This window comes from Teredinibacter turnerae T7901, from assembly GCF_000023025.1.
GTDB lineage: Bacteria > Pseudomonadota > Gammaproteobacteria > Pseudomonadales > Cellvibrionaceae > Teredinibacter > Teredinibacter turnerae_B.
This window is the reverse complement of the sequence record NC_012997.1, coordinates 143,809-165,191: the sequence shown is the minus strand read 5'-3', so window position 1 is coordinate 165,191 and position 21,383 is coordinate 143,809. Positions and strand designations below refer to the sequence as shown.

The following is a 21,383-nucleotide window of genomic DNA, read 5'->3' as shown; positions in this document are numbered from 1 at the left end:
GCGGATTCTATGTGGTGGCCGTAGCTGCATTGTAAAAATTACAGTGCAGAAGGTACATTTATTCATAATACGCAGAGAATCACCCAAGGGCTTAGACCAGTTACTCATATATGCAGCAGTCGCAAACCCGATGACTAAACTGACAAAAGAGTAACACCTAAATTGAATCGCGGGGCCCCACTCAAAACAGACAAGGCAAGAAACTGGATGCACAGAAAGAGCTGCGTGGTATGGCAGACGCGACTCACCAGTTTGTTTTGAAAACTGCCTGATCAGAGTAACGAGGTAACACCGTCTCGCGAACCCGGCGCAGAGAATCATCTGCCTTTTCGAGCATAGATGTTGGTGAATGAGTGTACGTGCAGCATTGGAAAATTATCGCATTGCTCAGCTTGTGGGCGCTGCTCACAGCGCTGACGTTCTGGTGGTACCAGTTCCGCCAGATCCAGCCCTTCGCCCAGACAAATGCTTTTTTTGCTGCCGCAGATCTGCCAGCACCGCCGGAATTTAGCGGCTTGCCCGGTTTGAAACTGGTGCACTTCTGGCGAGAGGGCTGTCTCTGCAATCCAGCAAACCTTGAACATTTACGCGAATTGCTCAGCGAATACCGCACCTCAGATCTACATCTGTTTGTGGTAGCGAGCGGGAAACTGCCTTCGCACTGGCTGAATACCTCGTACACAACTCTCGACAAAAACACCAACGCCGGGCTTGTTTCCGCAATACCCAGCGCTCCCGGGCTGGCGATTTGGGATACAAATAACCGCCTAGCCTATTTTGGGCCCTACAGCGTTGGACCAACCTGTTCGGCTCGCAACAGCGTCATCGGGCTGGTGCTCGACAGCTTGCTCGCCGGGCAAAACACAGAGCTAACGACCATGGCAGGCAACGGCTGCTTTTGCGACTGGAATACCAAACAAGGGTGACTACCGTGCTCGAAAAAAATCATCTACTCGCAGATTACCATCAAAAAGCAGATCGGCTGATGGTTATGGTTAGCTATTTACTGGCCATTTTCTCCCTCATCCTGGCTCCGAAATACGACACTTGGGTCCCAGCAATTGTGGTGGGTGTCGGCACCGCAGTTATGCTCACAGTGCTGCTAAAAATGGCGGCGGGAACCTGGGTAATGCGCTGCGTGGTTGGAGTCGCGTTTATGGTACAAACCGCGCTGCATATCCATCAGGGACACGGCATGATCGAATATCACTTCGGCGTATTCGTGCTGATTGCGGTGCTGCTCTACTATCGCGACTGGCGACCACCGCTGGTGGCCGGAGTCACCATCGCGGTTCACCACGTTAGCTTTTATGTTCTTCAATCACAGGGCGCCGGCGTGTATGTGTTGATCCCGGAAAACAGCAGCTTTGCGATAATTGAATTGCACGCGCTCTACGTAATTGCCGAAACCGCACTGGTATGCTGGATGGCGAGAGATACCGAAAAAGATGCTTACGCAACTCTCGGCCTGGCCTATGCGATAAAACAAATTACCCGCGACCCGGCGCATATGGATGTAACCTTCCGCACCGGACAGGACGATATCGAATCCAATCGTATTTTCGATAACTTTCTCACCACCACCGACAACTTTATTGGTGCGGTTCAAAATCTTACCAGCGACCTCAATGCCGCCGGGGTTGACCTCGGCAAAGTCACCACCAGCATGCGCAGCGCCTTGGACGGTCAACAACAGGAAACCAACCTCGCTTCCACCGCTGTTGAGCAAATGTCGGTGTCCATTCGCGAAGTCGCCGAAAATGCCAACCACGCCTCCAGCCTTACCGCCACTATCAGCGAGGATGTCGATGCAGGTGTTTCCAGTAGCGATGCTGCACTCAGCGGCATTGAGCGCCTTTCCCGCCAGATACAGGAAACCTCTGAAGCGGTGGAATGCCTCGCCGGTGAATCCAGCAACATTGGCTCAGTGTCAGACGTCATTAAAGGGATTGCCGAACAAACCAATTTACTCGCCCTTAACGCAGCGATTGAAGCTGCGCGCGCGGGGGAACAGGGGCGCGGCTTCGCAGTGGTAGCCGACGAGGTGCGCACACTCGCGTCCAAAACACAGGAATCCACAGGCGAGATTCAAACCATCATCAATAAGCTGCAAAGCTTGAGCGAAACATCCGTCAACAATATGGCAAGCAGTCGGCAGTTAGTCGAAGAGTGCGTAACCTCCAACCGCAACTCCAATAAAGCCCTGCAAAATATTCACGGCAACCTGTCCAAGGTACGCGACATGAACTACATGATCGCCCAGGCCACCCTCGAACAGGAAAATGTCTCCAATAACGTAGCAGGCAACGTCTCCCAAATCAGCCACGTCGCAGCCACCACCGCCGAAGACGCCAAAAGTCTCGCCGAAAAAAGCCACAACCTGATAACCCAGGCAGAAAAAATCAGCGCACAGATTGCAAAATTTAAGACGAGCTAAAAAGCCGCGGGTACTTGTCGAGCCGAAGCGTTACCACCTTATAAACTAGAACAGAGCTTCGAAAACAGATTAGTAGGAAAGACAAAATTCGAGCGCTAACCGAACCGCATCTGATTAATACGCAACATCTCCTGTGCGCTCAACTTGAGCTGCTTACCATACTCAATGCTTGGCATACAGACATTGATGATCTTCACCAAATCCTGCACCGATACTGGATCGTCGGACAAAGACTGCGCCAACCGCACCGAACTCGCCACAGAATCATAAAAAACCGAAAGCTTCATAGCGTAGCGCGCATTATTAATCAGCACGCCTATAAAATACGCAAAAATAGTAACAATCAAAGAGCGCAGTACTATTTTTTCTATGTATTTTTTGTTATCAACCTGCTCTACACGTGTACGAAGGCTTAGCGATTCCTCCAGAGATTTTTGCGCAACTAGCAGATTCCTGATAGGAATATGCGACTGAGATGTATTGGAGGACTGCGCAAATTTAACAATGTCTGAATCTGACAGATTATTCATAAATTTATCCGAATACAATTCAAATTCGTACAATTTATTATCAGAAACCAAATATCCTTTCTTATCTCCCGAGAAAACCGGATCTTTAGGCAAAAAATCATCTAGATATATCTGGATTTTTTCCCAACCCCTGGACTGAGGTCTTTTAATTATTGCGTCACTCTCTTTACCGAAAATCACCCTATAGTCGTCCGCACTAACACTACTTGCCACTCTTTTTATTGACGGAATACCAGTCGCGAATCCCCAGCTTCTGCCCGAGTCGTTAGATACGAGTGAAATCTCTCCTTGCCAATCAAATGCAAATGCAGAACCATCATCGTAAAATTCCACTCTACGAAGAGACATTGATGTTCGAGCGTCTTCATCAAGTTTAACCGCCTTCCAAGACTGCCCACCATCGACGCTTACAATAGGATAAGAATTTCCGTGAATTAACACACCGATGTTTTTCGGACTAAAGAACATACCTTGATAATTGTTATAATCGAAACCCGTACCTATACCGTAGCTCAAACTCCCAGTGGTCATATTAAATTCAGCCAGATAGCCGTCACTACATATTAAAATTGCCTTTCCAGATGGAGCAATTAATCCGGAGACATAATATTCTTGCTCATCAATCCCAGAGTCAACAACAATCCAATTTTCTCCACAATCTGACGAATACTTTATATTTCCATCGAAAAGTAGAATTGCGATTCTGCAATTATCATCTACCAAAAAATCCCTGAATTTTATTCCGTGCCCGATTAGCCGCCAAGATTTCCCCAAGTCGCTCGATCGATATATGTAGCCACCTGAACGGAACAAAAATACATGGTCTTTTGAATACGCCACATCCACACTACCGAAATATTTATCAAGTGATACATCAACTTCCTGACGATACCAATATTGTTCCCCAACCCTACGAGAGAAAACATTGTATACAACAGTGTTATCTGAGAAGACCAGCATTTCCATCACTGCGCCTGCGCTATAAGAATCACTCCTAATATGAACGTTGCCTTCACTCGCCTCAAATATAAACTGTTCTTCTTTGATTTCCACACTACCTGACTGATCCAATTCTTCAAAGGTCAATTCGACGACCCCTTTCCCATTTAACTCAACAATCAAGCTACCCCGTTTACTTTTTTTAATCCAGCCTACGTCATACCCCACTATATCGATGCGAGATATAGATAATGGCGACACAGATTTTCTCAGATCACTCACATCAGATTTATTCGCATATATCTTCTGCTTAATAGTTTTTATCTCTGTACTAGGAACAAAACGATTATCCAAATAGGCGACCAAGTAGGGTAGAAAAAGCACGGCGCCCACACCTAGGAGAAGCAACCCAATGGCCCAATAATGCTGGGTTTTATAAACGTCTCTATTTTCTTTTGACTTTTCACCTAAAGCCCTAACGTAGTCGGATATCCCTTGTTCGTTTAAAGTTTCGGTTTCATTCATTTGGCTAATGTCCCTAGTGGTCATTCCTTTGTCAGCAACACTATTTTAAATAGCAAACTGTACTTTTCACACCCGTTTTATAACCTAAAAATTAGGATATATCAGTAGCCAGTAGCATCCAAAATCAATCCGTATTTTTACAGTTGCCCCCCTCAACCCAGCAGGTCGCAAAGCGACCGCCCCAGCAGCCGCCTTTGGCGGCGTCCCAGAAGCGGGCCTTGCCCGCGTTCCGGGCGAAGCCCTTCCCTCCCTATTCCCTCCCTGTCCCCTATTCCGACACCCCTTTGTCGCGCCATTTAATATTTTTGAATATTGATGCGCCAGAAAAATCGAATATGTTTATTTAAGCGCTTAAATAATCGGTTTTAACGTCAATCGGAAGTAAAAAACGTCCTTTTGTCGAGCTTATTTACGACTTTATTCCAGGGTGCGCCGGTAAAGGCTGTATTACACATCTCAAGCGAGTCAATCTTCGCTTAATGCGCCAGAACTAGGTAATTTTTTCACAACGCATACCCACAGGGAACATTCCTTGCTCTCCCACATCTGGTTCGGTGTGTTTTAAATCCTCGTACGAAAGGAAATAAAAACGCCATCCGATGATGTAAATAAAACCTAAACTGGCAAGGAGAAGATCATGGATCGAAAACGAAACCGGCCGCTAACAGGCTGGATTGGACGCGTCGCGACACTGTGTTTGTGTTTCGTCGTCGGCGCAATGGCAGCACGAAGTTATGCCGCGCAGGATAATTTCGGCAAAGAATTTTTGCTCCCCTTTTTACCGAACGCCTATGGCGCAGTGACACTGCAAGTTCATCTCACCGGAAATACCACCACGGACGTGTCGCTGAGTTACCCGATGAACAACCCGACTTTCACCACGACGGTAACAGTGCTCCCTGGCACAGTCACGGTAGTTGATATTCCTCTTAGTGCGGATGATTGGATCGAAGGTGCCGTAGCGGACAACTTAGTATTTGCCGAGAGCGACGAGGAATTTGTCGCATACCTCGTGAACCTGTATCCGCAAAGTTCAGACGCCGCACTCGCATTACCCGTGGATACAATGAACACGCAGTATATTGTTGCCAGTTATCCGTCGACATTCAGCACTTACGGTTTTAACAGCCAAATGATGGTGTATGCCGCTTACGATGGCACTGTGGTAACGGTTACACCTAAAGTCGCTGCCGGTTCCCATGGTGCGGGCACGCCCTACACAGTCAACCTCGACCGCGGTGAAGCTTATTACATTACGGGCAACACCAACGGCGCAGGCGGTGATTTAAGTGGAACTGAAATTTCCTCCACCCGCCCGGTCGGTGTGATCAATGGTAATCAATGTACCCAGATACCCAACGGAACGCCCGCTTGCGATCATATTTTTGAAGTCGCTCAACCGGTACAAAGCTGGGGACAAAGTGCGTTGGTCGCCAATCTGCCTAATCGTTCAGGCGGTTCAATTTATCGTATCTATGCATCTGAGGATGGCACGGACATTGGCATGGACCAGGGAATTCTGGCAATGGGGCTCAACAAGGGTGAGTTTCACGAAACAGGAATACTCAACGGCAACTATCTAATTGAATCAAACAACCCGATCTTTGTTACCCAGCTAATGACCGGACAAAACTCTTACGGCGCGGACTTTGGCGACCCAGCAATGGGTAACATGATTCCTTCAGCACAATATTTATCGAGCTACACATTCTCAACCGTAGGCGCCAATCAATTTGCCGAGCATTACTTAACGCTGTTTGCTAGAGACAGTAATATTGGCAGTGTTTTGCTCGACGGTGCGCCCATTCCAGCGTCGCAATTTTCGAGCATTCTTTTCACTGGTTATTCTGTTGCGATTTTGCCGCTTTCTCAAGGTGTGCATTCCACCTGGTCACCTAACCCCCATGGAATTACGGTCGAGGGCTACAATGGCTATGACTCCTACATCTACCCGGGTGGCGCGCTGTTTAAATCCATAAACCCGACGGGTGATGCATGGCAACCCGTGTGCAGTATTGCGGAAGTTAACGGCGTATATGAAGGCTTGGTGACCGACAACAAACCCAGCGAAGACGTGAACGGCAATGGTGTTTTGGACCCAGGTGAAGATACCAATGGCAACAGTGTAATCGACGTAGACAGTGGCGTATTTCTGCTGGAAAGCCTGACGCTGGTTAACATGATATTCGCACCGACCCCGTTTGTGCCCGGCGATCCCCAAACAAGTTTTGAACTCACAGTGTTGGACCCAACGCTTGCGGCAAGTGCCAGTATTCGTGCAACGGATGGTGCGGGTAATACCTGCCTCGCCGAAGTGGATGTAACCCCACCGCCCATGATGTGCGATGTGGATGGTGACCGGGATGTCGACCGCGACGACGTGACGCTGATTCGCGCTGCACGCAACACGCCCGCAACGGATGATTCAGATCCGCGCGACGTTGACGGTGACCAAATGATTACCCTGAACGATGCACGGGTGTGTGTCACTCAATGCACACGCGCTAGCTGTGCCGTAAATTAATCCTTTTTCTGGAGCTTTACTCAAGGAGCAAGCTATGAAAAAAATTCACGTGATTCAATTGGTTTCGGCGCTACTGTTAGCGGCGCATCTAACATCGGCCAACGCGATTACCATCGATATTTTACCCACCGAACAAACAGTACTTCTCGGCGATCAGGTAGGTGTAGATATTTGGGTATCCGATTTGGGCGACAATTTCGCGCTCGGTGATTTCGACTTTGACCTGGCCTTCGACAGCAGCATAATCAGCTTCGACAGCGTTTCCTTCGGCTCCGGCCTCGGCGAGAGCTGGCAGGACTATTCCGCTACCGACGGGCTGCTCAACCTTAATGAACTCTCCTGGGAAACTGCGGGCTCGTTACTCACGAATCAGGCGATGAACTTTTCGCTGGCCACGATTCTGTTTAACACCGAGGCCATAGGCAGTACCCAGGTAAGCTTCAGCACGGTTTGGGCGCTGGGCGATCAATGGGGCAACCCGTTCGACTTCACCACCAGCGATGGCACCATCAATGTAATTGGCGGCGTAAATCCCGTACCCCTGCCCGGATCACTGCCGTTAATGCTAAGCGGTCTAATCGCTGCGGGCTTTGTGCGCTATAAAAAACAGCTGCTCAGCCGGTTTAAATAAACCCACCAGGCTGCGCAGTGCCAATTTAGACGGCCTTCGCAGCCTTTATTCTTTATTCTTTATTCTTTATTCTTTATTACCCAAACCGTTGCCACTGAATGCTTGTAAACTACACTGGTTAAGTATTGTTCTCTCCAGCGAGTTGTTGTGCAACTGTTAGCCTCCCACCGCACTAAATTTCACTTCCCATTCCGTGCAAATTTATCCTCGTCTCGCAAAATGCTATTCTGGCTCCGCTTTTCACCAATGCAATAAACCGATAATAAATAAAAAAAAGCCCGCTCGCTAATGGCGCGTCTGCGTTAGACGCTTTCAATGTTGGCGTTGGGCATAAGGAGATTTTTATGCGATTGTGTTGTATTTTCATTTTGCTATTACTGCAAGCTTGCCAGACTCTGGACGAACCGATTCCCGAAAAATACACCGGAGAAACCGCGCAAATCAGTGATTCTATAACCCGCAGGACAGCATCAACTGGAGAAATCTACTACCTCGAGTCGATTTCGGGACAGAAAGTAGATAACGCCCTCATCCAGACACGTCAGCGCTCGGGCTCCAGCCCGTTAACCGCCGTACTAGTTTCGCTGGCCGTTGGCGCTCCGGCTTATGGAAGTAGCGCCGCAGCGACCTACACCCCGTTGGAACGTAAAGTGCCCGCCGGAGATCAAGACCTGCACGTGGTGGGAGTGTTGCGCAAGCAAATAACCGGTGGAACATCTCCGCTTAAGGTCGAGGCTGATTTCACATTACACATGGAGGCCAACAAAAAGTATTACATTCGCGGTCGCATAGAGGAGCCGATTGCAGCAATCTGGATAGAAAACTTTGCAGGCAAAATAGTCACTCCCGTTGTTCAGTCTCAGCTTCTGTCAGGTCGGCCTGTCCAGCTCAAAACCGAGATTGTCGACCCCGCCGACTACCAGAAACTTATCGCAACAACCCCGCAAGAAAGCTTTTTCACCTTAAAATATGGCGACTCTTATGATTATGTGCTCGCCAAGTTAGGCAACCCGAATAACCAAGCCTTTAAACCCAGTCATGGCGGCCCGGCCAAAACCCGGTTTTTTTATGACGACTTCGGTGAAGTCCGGTTCTTGGATTATGAAAACGGTGTAGTGTTCGTCGAGCAAGTGCTGCCCACGGCCTTAACGGAAAAATCACAAGCGGCTAATTTGAAGCGAATTTTCTATATTGGTAATAAACTTGCCATTCAGAACCTCGCTAAGGCTTATCCCGATGCGGAATCGGTTGATGTTGAAATTTTGGATATTCTGGCAGAAAAAGTTTGGCAAGAACGTTTCACCGATGATGACCATATCTCTGATACCATGGCGTGGTTTTGTAAAGCCCTGGCCAAATTTGGCGACGGACGTTATCGCGATTTTATAGGCAAAGTCGCCAACACAGCGACGACAAAACGGCTTATTCGTCACGCAACAAATACCTACAAAAAAATGCCTCCAAGTAGCACGGAACAATTTACGGTGATTGAAAACCCTGCGGGCTAAAGTTAGAACGTCCACTAGCCCACCATTGTTCGCATCGCTAACAATGGTGGGAAATAGTTAGCGCTCAACAGCGCATTCCACACGCGCAACGCGTTACATTCAGTGACGGTTGCGCGCCTTGCCGACCAGAATCATTGTTTTCTCGATCATTATGCGCTGACACTGACGTTTCCGCCGAACAACGATTGTGCGCGCACATGTTAGTTTTAGGCCGGGGAATTCACCCGCTAGCGCGAACCGGCTATCGCAATCGGGCATTGGCCACTTATCAACTTTCAACATCCCTCGCCGCTGAGGCGGTCTTTCGATAAAGGGGCTTTCTATAAGTGCAAGCCAGTTCTAGCCGCGAATGAGTAACACGATGCCGACGCTGAGGAACAGGCCAATCAATGCGGGCACCAGCACACTCTTTAACTCGGCGCTTTCTGGCACAGCGTGTTCAACGCTAAGCGCTTTTTTACCGGTAATCATTGCTCGCGCCAGCGGCTGCTTTTTCCAGACCTGGTAATAAACAATCGCCACCAGGTGCAGCGCAATGAGCGCGAGCAGCAGATTAAAGTTCCACTCATGCCACTGGGCAAATGCACGCGCAGTATCAAACTCCAGGTAGTCCGCGTAGGGGCCACCTTCGTAACCATCGACGTCGATCGCGAACAGCCCGAGCCCGGCTTGCAAGAGCGCACACAACAGCAATGCGATGGCGCTTAACGCGCCCAGCGGATTGTGGCCGGGGCTGGCACTGCTTTCCCGGTGGTGGAATTTTTTAAGATAGGTAAGTATCGCAGCGGGCCCTTGCAGAAAATGGACAAAGCGTGCCTGCGTACTACCAACAAAACCCCAGTAAATGCGAAAGAGCACCACACCCAGTGCGGTATAGCCTGCGGTTACATGCCACGCCATATTATGGTTTTCCGCCGACCACCAGCACACCGCGATGCTCGCCACCAACCCCCAGTGACACAAGCGCAGCGGCAAATCCCATACCGCGACTTTCGCGGTGACTTTCGCCTCGGCTTTTATTGTGGCTTTTACTGCGGCTCTTACTGTGGGTTTAGTTTCTTGCATTAATCTGCCCGGAAGCTTTTATGGCAACCGGAGCACTGGTCTTTAACCCCACCCAACGCCGATTTAAATACCGCAGCGTCAGCTTGGTTTGCCACGTTCATAAGCTTTGCGGTAGCGGGGACAAGCGCATCAGCGTATTCCTTAAATTTCTCCGGCTTTTTCCAGATGTACGGCAAGGCATCGGTGTCCGGGGCAGAATCCATATCGGTACCGGCGGGAAACCAGTCGTGAATTTTGGGCGCCAGTTCGGTCAGTTTGGTGGCCGCGTCAACCACCGCGGCTGTGCCTAATTCATCGCGCTTCAGCGCTTTGTGCAGTGTTTTCATGGCGCCGCCCATCGCTTTAAAACCCTCCTGACGGGTTTTAATAATGTCGCTGTCCGCTGCAACGCTGTGCTGGCAAACAAACAGCACGGCAACACTCATCCCCAGCTGCAGGGTTTTGCGAAACCCCGGCTTAAACGCAAATAAAACAGATTGGCTCATAGTTGAACACTCTCCTTGGTTGAATTGAAGGTTGCCAGAAACGCATCTTTTGCACGGTACTGATCGCGGCTGCCAATATCATACGCGGTAGTGCCATTGTTATCCGCAATATCCGTGCGCGCACCTGCGGCGGCTAACAGTTTGAACATAGCCGCCATATCTTCATTCGTCGTTTCTTTGTCGGTGCCCAAGGTCATTAAGCGGTGTAACGCCGTTTGCCCGGCCTGGTTTTGGCGGTTCACATTTTTAACCAGCGTGAGCGCGTACGCCATGGCCTCAGGGTTACTTTGCGCCGCCGCCAACAGCACATTGTTGCCATCATCACTGCGAAAATCCGGCTTCGCACCGGCGGCGATCATCGCCGCCATCATTTCTTTCGAGCCGCGTTCAGCGGCCAGTAACAGCGGCGATTTTGGGTGTACCACATAGGGGCGACTGGTGAAATTCACTTCATAGCGCCAGGTAATGCGGGACTCGCCGGTCACACTGTTTGGGTCCGCGCCCTTGTCGAGCAATAATTTAACCAGCCCCGCCTGTTGCGCAATAACAGCGGCGTGTAACAGTTGATAACCGTTGCGGTCAAACGCGTTAAGGTCAACCCCCCTTTCGATTAACGCCTGCGCTAAGGGATACAGCTGCTGGTACATGGCCAGCTGTACCGCGCTGGTATTTTCCGGGCCGCGGTGCGTCACATCGGCGCCCAGCTCGAGCGCGGCAAAAGCGGTATTTTTAGAGCCGCTTTTAATCGCAAAAAACAGCGGCGAAAACCCATTGTTAGATGCCGCGTTAATATCCGCGCCGCGACCTACCAGAAACCGAAAAATATCCTCGCGCCCTTTGGCTGCAGCCCACATCAACGCGGTTTGCCCCTGTAAATCGCGGCGCGTTAACTCCGCCCCCTGTTCCAGTATTCGCTTCACGCTGGCCAGGTCGGCATTGCCCGCACACAATGCCAGCGGCGTTATGCCCTCGGCGTTGGTTTGATTAACTTCGGCGCCCGCATCCAGCAGCAGGTGGATGATTTCACTGTTGCCGCGCAGGCAAGCCAGCACCAACGCACTAAAGCTGTCCGCCGACGACACCGGCTTGGCACCCGCCTCCAGCAGGGCTTTTACCAGAGGCACGCTCTGCTTGTCTGTCGCCCAGGCGAGCGGCGTGGAGGTATCGGCAAACGGCTGATTGGGATCGACACCGTCGGCCAGTAAATTTTGCACGCGCAACAAATTACCTTCAACGATAGCGGTGCGTAATTCCTGGCCGTGCAACGGTACACACGCCAGGATCAACAATAAAACATAGCGCGGTGCACTTAGCCGCGGTTGACGGTAAGACTTCATGCGCGCAACCCCGGAATAGTGCCTGTGCTGTCGCCGAACTGCTGTGCGGGTACGCCCAGATCCTGCATCAGATTCACCATTAAATTACACATGGGCGTGTGCGCAGGCATCGCGATATGGCGGTTGCCCGCGATTCCCGCACCCGCCACCATGGCCGGTAAGTTCATATTGTCATGGTCGTTGGGTTCGCCCAGGCTCGCGCCGCCCAGCACCAGGGTTGAATCCAGCAGCGAACCCTCTTCACCGTCGGCGGTGGTGCTTAAGCGCTCCAACAGGTAACCAAATTGTTTGAGGTGCAGCTCGTTGATTTTAATGAGCTTGGCAATTTTTTCCCGGTTGCCGCCGTGATGGCTTAGGCTGTGGTGGGAATCGGGCACGCCGATTTCCGGATAGGCGCGGTTGGACAATTCGCGCCCGGACATAAAACTGCATACCCGCGTAACATCGCTCTCAAACGCCAATACCTGCAAGTCCACCATTAACCGCACGTGCTGCTCAAAATCGTCGGGAATACCGGCAGGCAGCGCGAGCTGGCTACCGCTGAAATCGTGATCCTGCGCGGCGGCTTTTTCGATACGCAATTCAATATCGCGCACCGACTGTAAGTATTCCTCCAGCTTACGGCGATCGCGCGCGCCTAATTGCGGCGACAGGTTTTTCGCATCCGCCACCACGAAATCGAGAATGCTCGCCTTGCAGGCAAGCAACGCCTGTCGGCTGGCTTTATCGAGCCCAATAGTGTCGCCAAACATCTGCTCAAACGCATCGCGGGGTTTGACCGTTACCGGCAGGGGGGACGTCGGGCTGCGCCAGCTCAGGGTATTGGTGTAGGTGCAGCTGTAGCCCACATCACAGCTGCCCAGCAGGCTCGGTGGCTCGATTCCCAGTTCCAGGGAGGCGAGCTGGGTATTGCGCCCCAGGTGATTCGCCACGTATTGATCCATGGACTCGCCGCAAAAAATATCGGCGCCTTCGGTACGCTTCGGGTGTGCGCCGGTTAAATAGGCACCGCAGCTGCGGCCGTGGCTGCCGGGACCATCGCCCAGCGCACTCGCGTTATAGTGGGCGAGCCCGCTCACCACGGTAAATTTATCTTTGTGTGGCGCCAGCGCTTGCAGCAATGGCGTGGTGGTATAGCCCACCCCGGTTTCGGTCGGCGTGAATTCCGGCATCCGCATGCCGTTGGGCATATAAAAAATACTGAGGCGTTTGGGGGTGTTAGAGCTGGCTTTGGCGCTCGCAGTCCACATCAGTGAGGGCATCGCCGGCAGAGCGAGCGCAATTCCCATTCCGCGCAGAAACCGGCGCCGCGTGCTTGAGTGCTGTCTGTTCATGGTCGGGGGTTTTCCTGTAATTGAAAGGTTCGCTCTGAGCGATGCCAAAGATGATGTCCTGCATTTTGAACTGGCCGCCGCGCGCTGCGCGCACAATGTTGCGCACGGCTGGCTGATCGATGGATTCCACGCCGCGGGCCAGAGCGTAAGTCATTAAGCGCTGGGTAAAGGCTTCGGCAAACTGCTCACCGCGCGCCATAAGCACCTGCTGTAATCCGGTGAGCCCCGCGAACGCGGTGCCATCCGGCATCACCGCGGAGGCGTCGATATCGAGCCCGATATCCTGAGTGCGAAAACGGCCGATAGGGTCATAGTTTTCCAGCGCCAACCCCAGCGGGTCCATTTTGACGTGGCACGAGGCACAGGCCGGGTCTTCACGATGCAGCGCAAGCTGTTCACGCGCACTGAGGGCTTTACCACCCTCGCGGCTTTTCAAGGCGGGAACATCCGGCGGCGGCGGGGGCGGTGGGGCGGCGAGAATATTGTCCAATACCCACTTGCCCCGTTTTACTACCGAGGTGTGGTTCGCGTAAGAAGTAACGGTCAGCACGCTGGCCTGCCCCAGTAATCCGCCACGCTGCGCATTTTCCGGCAAGGTGACGCGGCGAAACTGCGGGCCGCTGACGCCGCTGATGCCGTAGTGCTTCGCGAGTCGCTCGTTGAGATAGCTGTAGTCGCTGTCCAGAAATTCCAGAATGCTGCGATTTTCACGGGTGATGCCGGCAAAGTAATATTCGCTTTCCTGGCGCATGGCCTGGCGCAACGGTGCATCAAATTCCGGATACAAATACACGTCGGCGCGGTGGTGTTCGAGATTGCGCAGGTACAACCACTGGCCCGCAAAATTGGTCGCCAGCGCGCGGGATTTTTCATCTTGTAACATGCGGGTAATTTGCTGGCGCAGGTGTTCTGGTTCCCGCAAATTACCTTTTTCGGCGGCTTTAAGCAGCGCCTCGTCCGGCAGGCTCGACCACAAAAACAGCGCGAGGCGCGCGGCGTATTCGTAGTCGTCCAATGGGTGCACTTCGCCCGGCTTTGCACCGGAGTTATCGCGCTCGTGCAAAAATAAAAAGCGCGGCGAAACCAGAATCGCCTGGATCGCGGTCGCGATGCCTGCGTCAAACCCCTGCGCGTCTGCCACCTGCTGATACAGCGTTAGCAGCGGTGCGATATCGCTGCCGGATACAGGCCGTCGGTACGCCTGCCGGGCCAGACCGCCAATAATTTTTTTCGCGCAACGGCTTTCGGAAAACGGCAACAAGTTGGGCCGACAACTGAATATTTTCTCGCGGCTGACGGTCGCGCTGACACCGCTCACCTGGTACGGCCCTTCCACATCAATCTCTATCACGTCGCGCAAAAAGTTGTGCTGTGCATAGCGCGGCGACATGTAGTAAGACTCGACCTGGGTACTGCCCACGCGCGCGCTGTCCACAATAAAATCGAGCGTCAGTTTGTGCGGTGGCGCATCCGGCAGAGGAACAATATCGGTGCTGTTGCGCAGTGTTTGCACGCTTTCATCCAGCGCCAATTGTTTGCGAAAACTGATACCTACGCTGTGCTCACCCGCAGTGAGGAAAACGCGCTGGGTCACCCGGTTGTCTTCCAGGCGATCCACTTCGTTGTTGGTGTTGGCGTTGAGGTAACCGCTGATGATGTACTCGCCGTCATAGGGCGCGTAATAGGTAAATTCGCCACCGCCCCGGGAATCGAGCGGCAGCTTGTCGCTCATTCGCCAGTCGTAGGAGGGAATGCCCTGGTTTAGAATCGAGCCGTCTTTCGGCAGCAAGTAGCTGGTGGTTTGCGCCATTTGCGGCGCGACGCCCACCGCCAGCCGACTCACCTTACCTGCAACCGCAAGATAGCGGTCCATTAACGTGGGCGACACACTGAGCACATCGGCAATATTGTCAAAACCATAACCGGTGTCGTCGGCGGGCAGCTGTTCGCGAATATCCAGGTCCACCGCAAGCAGGTCGCGAATCGCATTGCTGTATTCGGTGCGATTTAAACGGCGCAGGGTCGCGCGCCCCGGGTTGGGGTTGGCACTCGCGTATTCGTCCAACCCATTTTCAAGCCAGGAGGTAAACGCCGCGCGCTCGGCGGCGGCGGGCATTTTGCGGCGCCCCGGTGGCGGCATTTCGCCGCGCTTGACCATGCGTAAAATATTTTCCCAATCGCTGTTGGCGCGCCCGTGAAAAATATCGTTGGTATCCAGATCGGACAGCGAAAGGTTGCCGGAAAAGCGCTCGTCGTTATGGCAGCGCTCGCAGTAACTGTCGAGAAAATCCATTGGATTATCGTCGCTCGCGTGCGCCACAACAGCACTAATAAGCAGCGGCATCGCAATACGCATATGCCGGAAAAAATCACAGGTCACGGATTTGCCCACGGTTAAATTGAAAAGACATTGCCGCAACAAATTACGTAATCAGGTACGCAACAAAAAGCTCCGGCGGCACAATGTATACCGTGGGAGCAATAAGCACGCCAGAAAGCTGACCAATCGGCCAGCTTTTTATCGGACGAAAAAAGTGTTTATAAAACGGTAGCTTAGCTGCTTGAAGTGCAAGCGCTGCGAATAAGATTGGGGACAATATGGTTGAAGGGGCCTGGTCATTTGGCGTGCATATGATCACTAAAGGTGCGGCGCCGCCAATAGCTCAGACCTTTGTTAACGGCGTTAAATCTGCGCCAACAGGGTATCCACAGTCCTTTCCACTTGCGCTAAATCGTACGCGGCTGCGGCGCGCTCTAATGTGCGTACCGCATTATTTGCACGCGCCTCCGAAGACAGCTGCTGTAGCAGTTCGAAGAGCTTGTCAACGTCACCCTCAAGCGCCGCCGCGTGAATATTTTCGATTACACTGCGATCGCTCCCTGCTAACTCCTGCACACCATCCGTCGCAAAGTATGGAGCACTAGCCGGTGCATGCTCATCTTCCGCGGCAGTCCATTCGAGGTTCATGTGCGTCTGTAGAGACCGCACTAATTCGTCCAGTTGCACTGGCTTGCTAATGAAATCGTCAAAGCCCTGAGCAATAAAAAAACTGCGCTCGTGCTCCATGGATGAGGCGGATACCGCAAATACCGGCGCATTTCCCCAAATTGAGCTTCGCAGTGCGCGCAAAAGTTCTACTCCATCCATTTCCGGCATGCGGATATCGGTAAATATTGCTTGATAGTGGTGTTCATTTACCAAGCCAAGTACCGGAAGCGCAGACGCCACTGCATCCACCTCAAACCCTGAAAGCCTAAGCAAGCGCGCAAGCACCTCGCGGCTGTCCAGATCGTCGTCGACCACCAGTACCCGAGTTTCCTGCTCACTGCGCAAGCGTGCCCGTTGTTTCGCCTGGTTCGCTACCGGTAGCGAGCCCATTGCAAAAGTCGAAGTCTCAGGTGTTGCCTCCGCGTCTGAAACGTCACGGTTAACGTGAATATGCAGCGGTAGAGACACAATAACGCGCGTGCCTCGCCCGGCCGTGCTCTCCAGGGTTAACTCTCCGCCTAACAACGCGGTAAAGTTTTTTACCAGAATTAACCCGAGCCCGGTGCCGCTGCCAACGCGTTCGCCCTGTACCCCTTGTACGAAGGGCGTAAATAAGTATTTTTGCTCCTCCGCTGAAATACCTTCGCCGGTGTCACTCACCACCAGACGAATACGGTCTGCTTGATGTCGACACTGTAAGGAAACTTCACCTTCGCTGGTAAATTTAATCGCATTACCTAACAGGTTAATAAGTATTTGCGCCAACTTCTGGCGATCGCTCGTTACCAGCGCCGGCGAAGGCAAATCTAGATCTGCATTAAGGCGCAAGCCTTTAGTCACTGCCCGGTGCTCCATCATACCCAGTAACGTATTCAGCTCTACAGATAAATCAAAGGTGGTCATCGTAAGTCGGGATTTGCCGGATTCCATTTTCGATAAATCCAGAATATCGTTTATCAACCCGAGCAAATGGTTTCCCGCACTGTAGATATGCTCAATTTGATTGTGTGTTTCGCCGCGTAGTTCGGTATCGTGCGTGAGTAATTGTGCATAGCCAATAATTGCATTCAAAGGCGTGCGGATTTCGTGGCTCATATTGGCCAAAAACATGCTCTTACTTCTGTTAGCAAACTCCGCGTCTTCCTTGGCTTTTTCCAACTCTTGCTCAATGCGCTTTTGTTCGGAAATATCCGTGATAATTACGCCCAAAAACAGCGGCGTGTCGTACTCGCTCATTACCGTAAAAATAGTATGCAGCGTTGTGGTATTTGCGCCCTGTGCATTTAACAGCGCCAGCTCTCCGCGCCAGACACCTCTCTGCCGGGTGATCGGAAATACGTCCTTATCCAAAAAATCTGCAGTTTCCGCCGGGTAAAAATCGCGCAAAGAGCGTCCAGATTCGGGCGTGGTATCGCTACCGGTTAGCCGAGTGAACATGGGGTTGGTGTAGGTGATTCGTGCATCCAGGGTGGTAATAACCAGGCCTTGCCCGGAAAATTCCGCAAACCGATGAAATTTGTCCAGCTCTTCCAGTATGCGGTGGGTTTCGGTTATATCCCTCCCCAGGCTCAATACACAGTGGCCTTGTATCTGAGCATTAAACAATCGGGTTTTAACTGTTTCTACCAAATGGGGTTTATCATCAGAGGCGTAAACCAGCCACTCGCGCACGGTGGTAGCCTGGTCAGATGCGAGCGCTTTATCGTCGTTTGCACGCAGGCTTTCCGCCAAATGCATTGGCAGAAAATCGAAATCATCCTTACCAATAATTTCCGTGTGCTCGACCGCAACGATTTCTCGAAAAGCATCGTTACAAAGCAGATACCGTCCGTTCGGGTCTTTAAGCGTTACCAGATCGGGAATACTGTTGAGCAGTGAGGCCAGGAATGTCTCGCGCGCACTCAGCTCTTCTTGTGACGCTTCGAGCTGAATTTGCAAACGTTTAAGTCCGTCAATATTTTCTAACACACCTGCGCGCAATCGTGGTTTACCATTTTTATACCACTCCAGCGACTCGCCTTTAATATGCAGCCATACATAGTCACCATCCTGACGACGCATGCGCATTTGATATTCGTCGGGGCGCGGCGAAAACGGCTCACCAGCGAGCGCATAGGCGTTGTGCTGTGAAAAAACAGGTAAATCATCCGGGTAAATTAAATTTGCCAGCGCCTTGTATGACTGCGGCGGCGCGTCCTGTTGGTAGCCCAAAGACGTAAAAAAGACCGGCGATACGTACAACTGATTTTTCTCGATATCCCACTCCCAAATACCGGAAGCCCCAGCCGACATCGCCAGGTTAAAACGTCGATTGCTCGCGTTGAGCTGTCGATTGTGGCTTCGCTGGCTCAACTGCCACAAAAAAAGAATACCGAAAACCACTATGAGGTCGCTTACGGCTTTACCCAGGGCGCGCCGCTTAAGCAACTTAAGGTGGGTGGTACTGATATCGACACCGATAACGTAGGGCACACCCGCCGCATTTTTTCGCGGTAAAAACAGTGACCGGTAACTGCCCCAGCGATCCACATATTCTGCGTACTGGGCTTGGCCCTCGCCGAACGCCCGGTATACCGCGTCGTCGGCTTCGGAATATTCCACCCAGTAGTAATCTTCCTGCTCACCTGCGGCCAGCTTTTCCGGTGTGAGGCTCGAGCTGACAAAGCGGACCTTTCCGTCATCAGTGAGCACCATGGTGTAAACGTAAGCCAGACCGGCTTCTACTGCAAAACGCGTCAGCTCAATCGCTTTTTGTTGATAGGCTGCGTCGGAAATGGTCTCGGCAGAAAAGGGCACATCGTGATAATGTTTGCCAAGAATAAAATCGATGGCAGACCCCGCGGTGTGCAGCCGCTTGTCGATGCCTGCACGCAACGCATTGTATTCTGAATAGTACGAGTAAAATTCGTAAACGCAGGCCGCAACAATGCCCAGTGCGGCGGACAGCCAAAATAAACGATTTTTTGCCGGCCGCCAAAGCCTCATCGTTTGCCACTGGCCAGGAGTAACGCAACGCCCTGCTGCAACTCTTCGATCGGCGCAGGTTTATGAAAAAAGTATCCCTGCCCCCAGCCTACTCCGAGCGAGATGAGAATTTCTGCTATCGCTTGGTTTTCTACAAATTCAGCGACGATAACTTTATCGAGCTGCTTGCCTACATCGATAATGGATTTCACCAATTCCAGGTGAGTGGTATTTTTGTCGATATCTTTAATAAACACGCCATCGATTTTTAACGCATCAAATGGAAGCTCTCGCAAATAATTGAACGAGCAAAATCCAGAGCCAAAATCATCCAGTGCAAAACTTACCCCTACTCGGTGTAATTCATCAATAAATTGCTTGGCCGAGCCCATATTAATAATTGCTTCTGTTTCGGTAATTTCGAAACTGACCTTATTTGGCGGCACGCCGGTTTCTTGGAGTATTTTGGTAATAAAATTCACCAGTTGCGGATCGCGAATAGAGACTGCCGACAAATTAATCGAAATTTTATCTACCGCATCGAGCAAATCTACGTGCGCACTAAAATACTGGAGCACGCTGGCCACCATCCAGCGGTCTATTTCACCAATTAAATTGTACCGCTCAGCCGACGGGATAAATTCATCCGGAAAAATAACGCGGCTTTTCTGACTGTCCCACAGACGCACCAGTGTTTCAATACGCACGAGAGGTCGACCTTTATCAGCGCCGGCAGGCGCAGTCAGCGGAACCACCTTTTGGAAAAAAATGCGGAATTTCTCGCGCTTCAACCCATCCATGATTCGAATCGCCCATTTAACCTTGCCGCGCCCCTCCGGGTTGCTTTGCGTAATATCGTCGTAGGTAAGAAACGGTACTTTTTGTTGTTTTAGCTGGTAGACAACTTCGTCAACCATCAGCATCAGCTGATCAAAACTCACGATGCTGCGATTTATACGTACCAGCGCGAACGACGCATCTAACGAAAACACGCGGTCGTCCCAGCTGAATTCAAAATCTTTTACCTGTTGCTGAAGAAATTTTACCAGCCGCCTGCCATGGTTAAGATCATGGCAAATCAGGGCAAATTTATCGCTGCCCAGGCGCGCGAGGAAATCATCCGGTTCGATCACCGACGCGAGCATATCGGCGAATTGCCGCAGCAGTTCGTCGCCCGCAATATAACCGCAGCTTTCATTTATCAAACGAAAACGATCCAGATCCAGCTGCACAAGGCAGCCTTCCTCTACGCCCAATTGCGCGGCCTGAACCGCTTTGGTGGCGCGGTCGTCGAAGGCGTTTCGATTGTACAAGCGGGTTACAAAATCGTGGGTTGCCAAATACTGCAGGCGATCCTGCATATACCGGCGCTCTTTAATTTCCTCCCGCAACTGGCGATTGGACACCACCAGGGCTGCGGTGCGATCACGCACTTTCTCTTCCAGCTCGCAATTGAGTTGCTCCAGCTCACGATGCAGGCGGGCCCGCTCTCGCTGGTGGTTAACACGTGCAATTACCTCGCTGGAATTGATTGGCTTGCCGATATAATCGTTGCCCCCGACCTCGAATCCAGTAGAAACATCCTCTGTGCACGCGGTAACGAAAATAACCGGAATTGCTTGCAGTTGTTCCGTGCTGCGGATTTTACGGCAAACATCGAAGCCATTCATATCCGGCATCATGACATCCAGCAGGACGAGATCGGGAGGGCTTCGTTGCATCAATTCAAGTGCGCGTTGACCGCTATTGGCAATTAGCACTTGGCAGTCTGCAATTTGTTTGAGTGTTACACGTAGCACATCGAGGTTTACCGGGTTGTCGTCCACCAGTAAAACGCGAAAATTTTCCATAACCCTCTTCCCTTCAAAATTGCCGTGTCAGCGTTTATCAATAACGTTTTTACAGTGAATTACGCATCCATATCGCTTTAAGAAATATAGTTGAAATTCACCAGGCGCTGAGGCCAATTTTGAGTTTATTTGATTATTCGGAACCTCTTATATAACGATATAACGCCCGCGCAACAGCTATCTTCAGGTTATAACGCCATGATTCGCGGGGCGTGGTTTAACATGTTTCCAATATTTATACGCCGAATGGCTGAGAAATGGAAAA

Annotated in this window: 13 protein-coding genes; 5 read left to right on the top strand and 8 right to left on the bottom strand. The window is 51.5% G+C overall.

Annotated elements, in window-relative coordinates:
* The first annotated feature begins 359 nt into the window (after positions 1-359).
* Both TERTU_RS00640 and TERTU_RS00635 read left to right on the top strand, forming a co-directional pair.
* On the top strand, positions 360-926 hold the full coding sequence (locus TERTU_RS00640) for a DUF6436 domain-containing protein (RefSeq protein WP_228378228.1): 567 nt from the start codon (positions 360-362) through the stop codon (positions 924-926).
* Between the two features lie 5 nt (positions 927-931).
* The gene (locus TERTU_RS00635) at positions 932-2,437 is read left to right on the top strand and encodes a methyl-accepting chemotaxis protein (protein ID WP_015817071.1); all 1,506 of its coding nucleotides are present in this window, start codon (positions 932-934) and stop codon (positions 2,435-2,437) included.
* A 95-nt stretch (positions 2,438-2,532) separates the two neighbouring features.
* On the opposite strand, the gene TERTU_RS00630 is transcribed toward TERTU_RS00635, so the two are convergent.
* Positions 2,533-4,431, bottom strand: coding sequence for a WD40/YVTN/BNR-like repeat-containing protein (locus TERTU_RS00630; protein WP_015817638.1), 1,899 nt, complete (start codon positions 4,429-4,431; stop codon positions 2,533-2,535).
* 637 nt (positions 4,432-5,068) lie between these two features.
* Between TERTU_RS00630 and TERTU_RS00625 the strand changes: the two genes are divergently transcribed.
* The 3 genes from TERTU_RS00625 to TERTU_RS00615 all read left to right on the top strand — a co-directional run bounded on the left by TERTU_RS00625 (position 5,069) and on the right by TERTU_RS00615 (position 9,094).
* Entirely contained in the window at positions 5,069-6,955 is a 1,887-nt protein-coding gene (locus TERTU_RS00625; RefSeq protein WP_015820599.1) for an IgGFc-binding protein, read from the top strand.
* A 34-nt stretch (positions 6,956-6,989) separates the two neighbouring features.
* Positions 6,990-7,586, top strand: a complete 597-nt coding sequence (locus TERTU_RS00620) for a cohesin domain-containing protein (protein ID WP_015817484.1) — start codon at positions 6,990-6,992, stop codon at positions 7,584-7,586.
* 344 nt (positions 7,587-7,930) lie between these two features.
* Entirely contained in the window at positions 7,931-9,094 is a 1,164-nt protein-coding gene (locus TERTU_RS00615) for a hypothetical protein (RefSeq protein WP_015820682.1), read from the top strand.
* 339 nt (positions 9,095-9,433) lie between these two features.
* Here TERTU_RS00615 and TERTU_RS00610 read toward each other — a convergent pair whose 3' ends face one another.
* From TERTU_RS00610 to TERTU_RS00575, 7 genes are all read right to left on the bottom strand, one after another.
* Positions 9,434-10,159 (bottom strand): cytochrome b/b6 domain-containing protein, encoded by a 726-nt coding sequence (locus TERTU_RS00610; protein WP_015817430.1) that lies wholly within the window; start codon positions 10,157-10,159, stop codon positions 9,434-9,436.
* Entirely contained in the window at positions 10,159-10,644 is a 486-nt protein-coding gene (locus TERTU_RS00605) for a c-type cytochrome (RefSeq protein WP_015819342.1), read from the bottom strand. The genes TERTU_RS00610 and TERTU_RS00605 overlap by 1 nt, the downstream gene beginning before the upstream one ends.
* Positions 10,641-11,981: an ankyrin repeat domain-containing protein gene (locus tag TERTU_RS00600; RefSeq protein ID WP_015818381.1), complete on the bottom strand. Its 1,341-nt coding sequence runs from the start codon at positions 11,979-11,981 to the stop codon at positions 10,641-10,643. The genes TERTU_RS00605 and TERTU_RS00600 overlap by 4 nt, the downstream gene beginning before the upstream one ends.
* Positions 11,978-13,315 (bottom strand): DUF1552 domain-containing protein, encoded by a 1,338-nt coding sequence (locus TERTU_RS00595; RefSeq protein WP_228378227.1) that lies wholly within the window; start codon positions 13,313-13,315, stop codon positions 11,978-11,980. Before TERTU_RS00595 ends, TERTU_RS00600 begins: the two co-directional genes overlap by 4 nt.
* The gene (locus tag TERTU_RS00590; protein WP_041589999.1) at positions 13,200-15,737 is read right to left on the bottom strand and encodes a DUF1592 domain-containing protein; all 2,538 of its coding nucleotides are present in this window, start codon (positions 15,735-15,737) and stop codon (positions 13,200-13,202) included. The genes TERTU_RS00595 and TERTU_RS00590 overlap by 116 nt, the downstream gene beginning before the upstream one ends.
* Positions 15,738-15,998: 261 nt before the next feature.
* Positions 15,999-19,289 carry a PAS domain-containing hybrid sensor histidine kinase/response regulator gene (locus TERTU_RS00580; protein WP_015820269.1) on the bottom strand — a complete coding sequence of 1,097 codons (3,291 nt, stop codon included), beginning with the start codon at positions 19,287-19,289 and terminating at the stop codon, positions 15,999-16,001.
* Positions 19,286-21,118, bottom strand: a complete 1,833-nt coding sequence (locus TERTU_RS00575) for a two-component system response regulator (protein ID WP_015820117.1) — start codon at positions 21,116-21,118, stop codon at positions 19,286-19,288. Before TERTU_RS00575 ends, TERTU_RS00580 begins: the two co-directional genes overlap by 4 nt.
* Positions 21,119-21,383 lie beyond the last annotated feature (265 nt).

Excerpts from the sequence above, each read along its gene's own strand:
- TERTU_RS00630 (WP_015817638.1), bottom strand. The coding sequence starts at position 4,431 with ATGAATGAAACCGAAACTTTAAACGAACAAGGGATATCCGACTACGTT.
- TERTU_RS00625 (WP_015820599.1), top strand. The coding sequence starts at position 5,069 with ATGGATCGAAAACGAAACCGGCCGCTAACAGGCTGGATTGGACGCGTC.
- TERTU_RS00620 (WP_015817484.1), top strand. The coding sequence starts at position 6,990 with ATGAAAAAAATTCACGTGATTCAATTGGTTTCGGCGCTACTGTTAGCG.
- TERTU_RS00615 (WP_015820682.1), top strand. The coding sequence starts at position 7,931 with ATGCGATTGTGTTGTATTTTCATTTTGCTATTACTGCAAGCTTGCCAG.
- TERTU_RS00610 (WP_015817430.1), bottom strand. The coding sequence starts at position 10,159 with ATGCAAGAAACTAAACCCACAGTAAGAGCCGCAGTAAAAGCCACAATA.
- TERTU_RS00605 (WP_015819342.1), bottom strand. The coding sequence starts at position 10,644 with ATGAGCCAATCTGTTTTATTTGCGTTTAAGCCGGGGTTTCGCAAAACC.
- TERTU_RS00600 (WP_015818381.1), bottom strand. The coding sequence starts at position 11,981 with ATGAAGTCTTACCGTCAACCGCGGCTAAGTGCACCGCGCTATGTTTTA.
- TERTU_RS00595 (WP_228378227.1), bottom strand. The coding sequence starts at position 13,315 with ATGAACAGACAGCACTCAAGCACGCGGCGCCGGTTTCTGCGCGGAATG.
- TERTU_RS00580 (WP_015820269.1), bottom strand. The coding sequence starts at position 19,289 with ATGAGGCTTTGGCGGCCGGCAAAAAATCGTTTATTTTGGCTGTCCGCC.
- TERTU_RS00575 (WP_015820117.1), bottom strand. The coding sequence starts at position 21,118 with ATGGAAAATTTTCGCGTTTTACTGGTGGACGACAACCCGGTAAACCTC.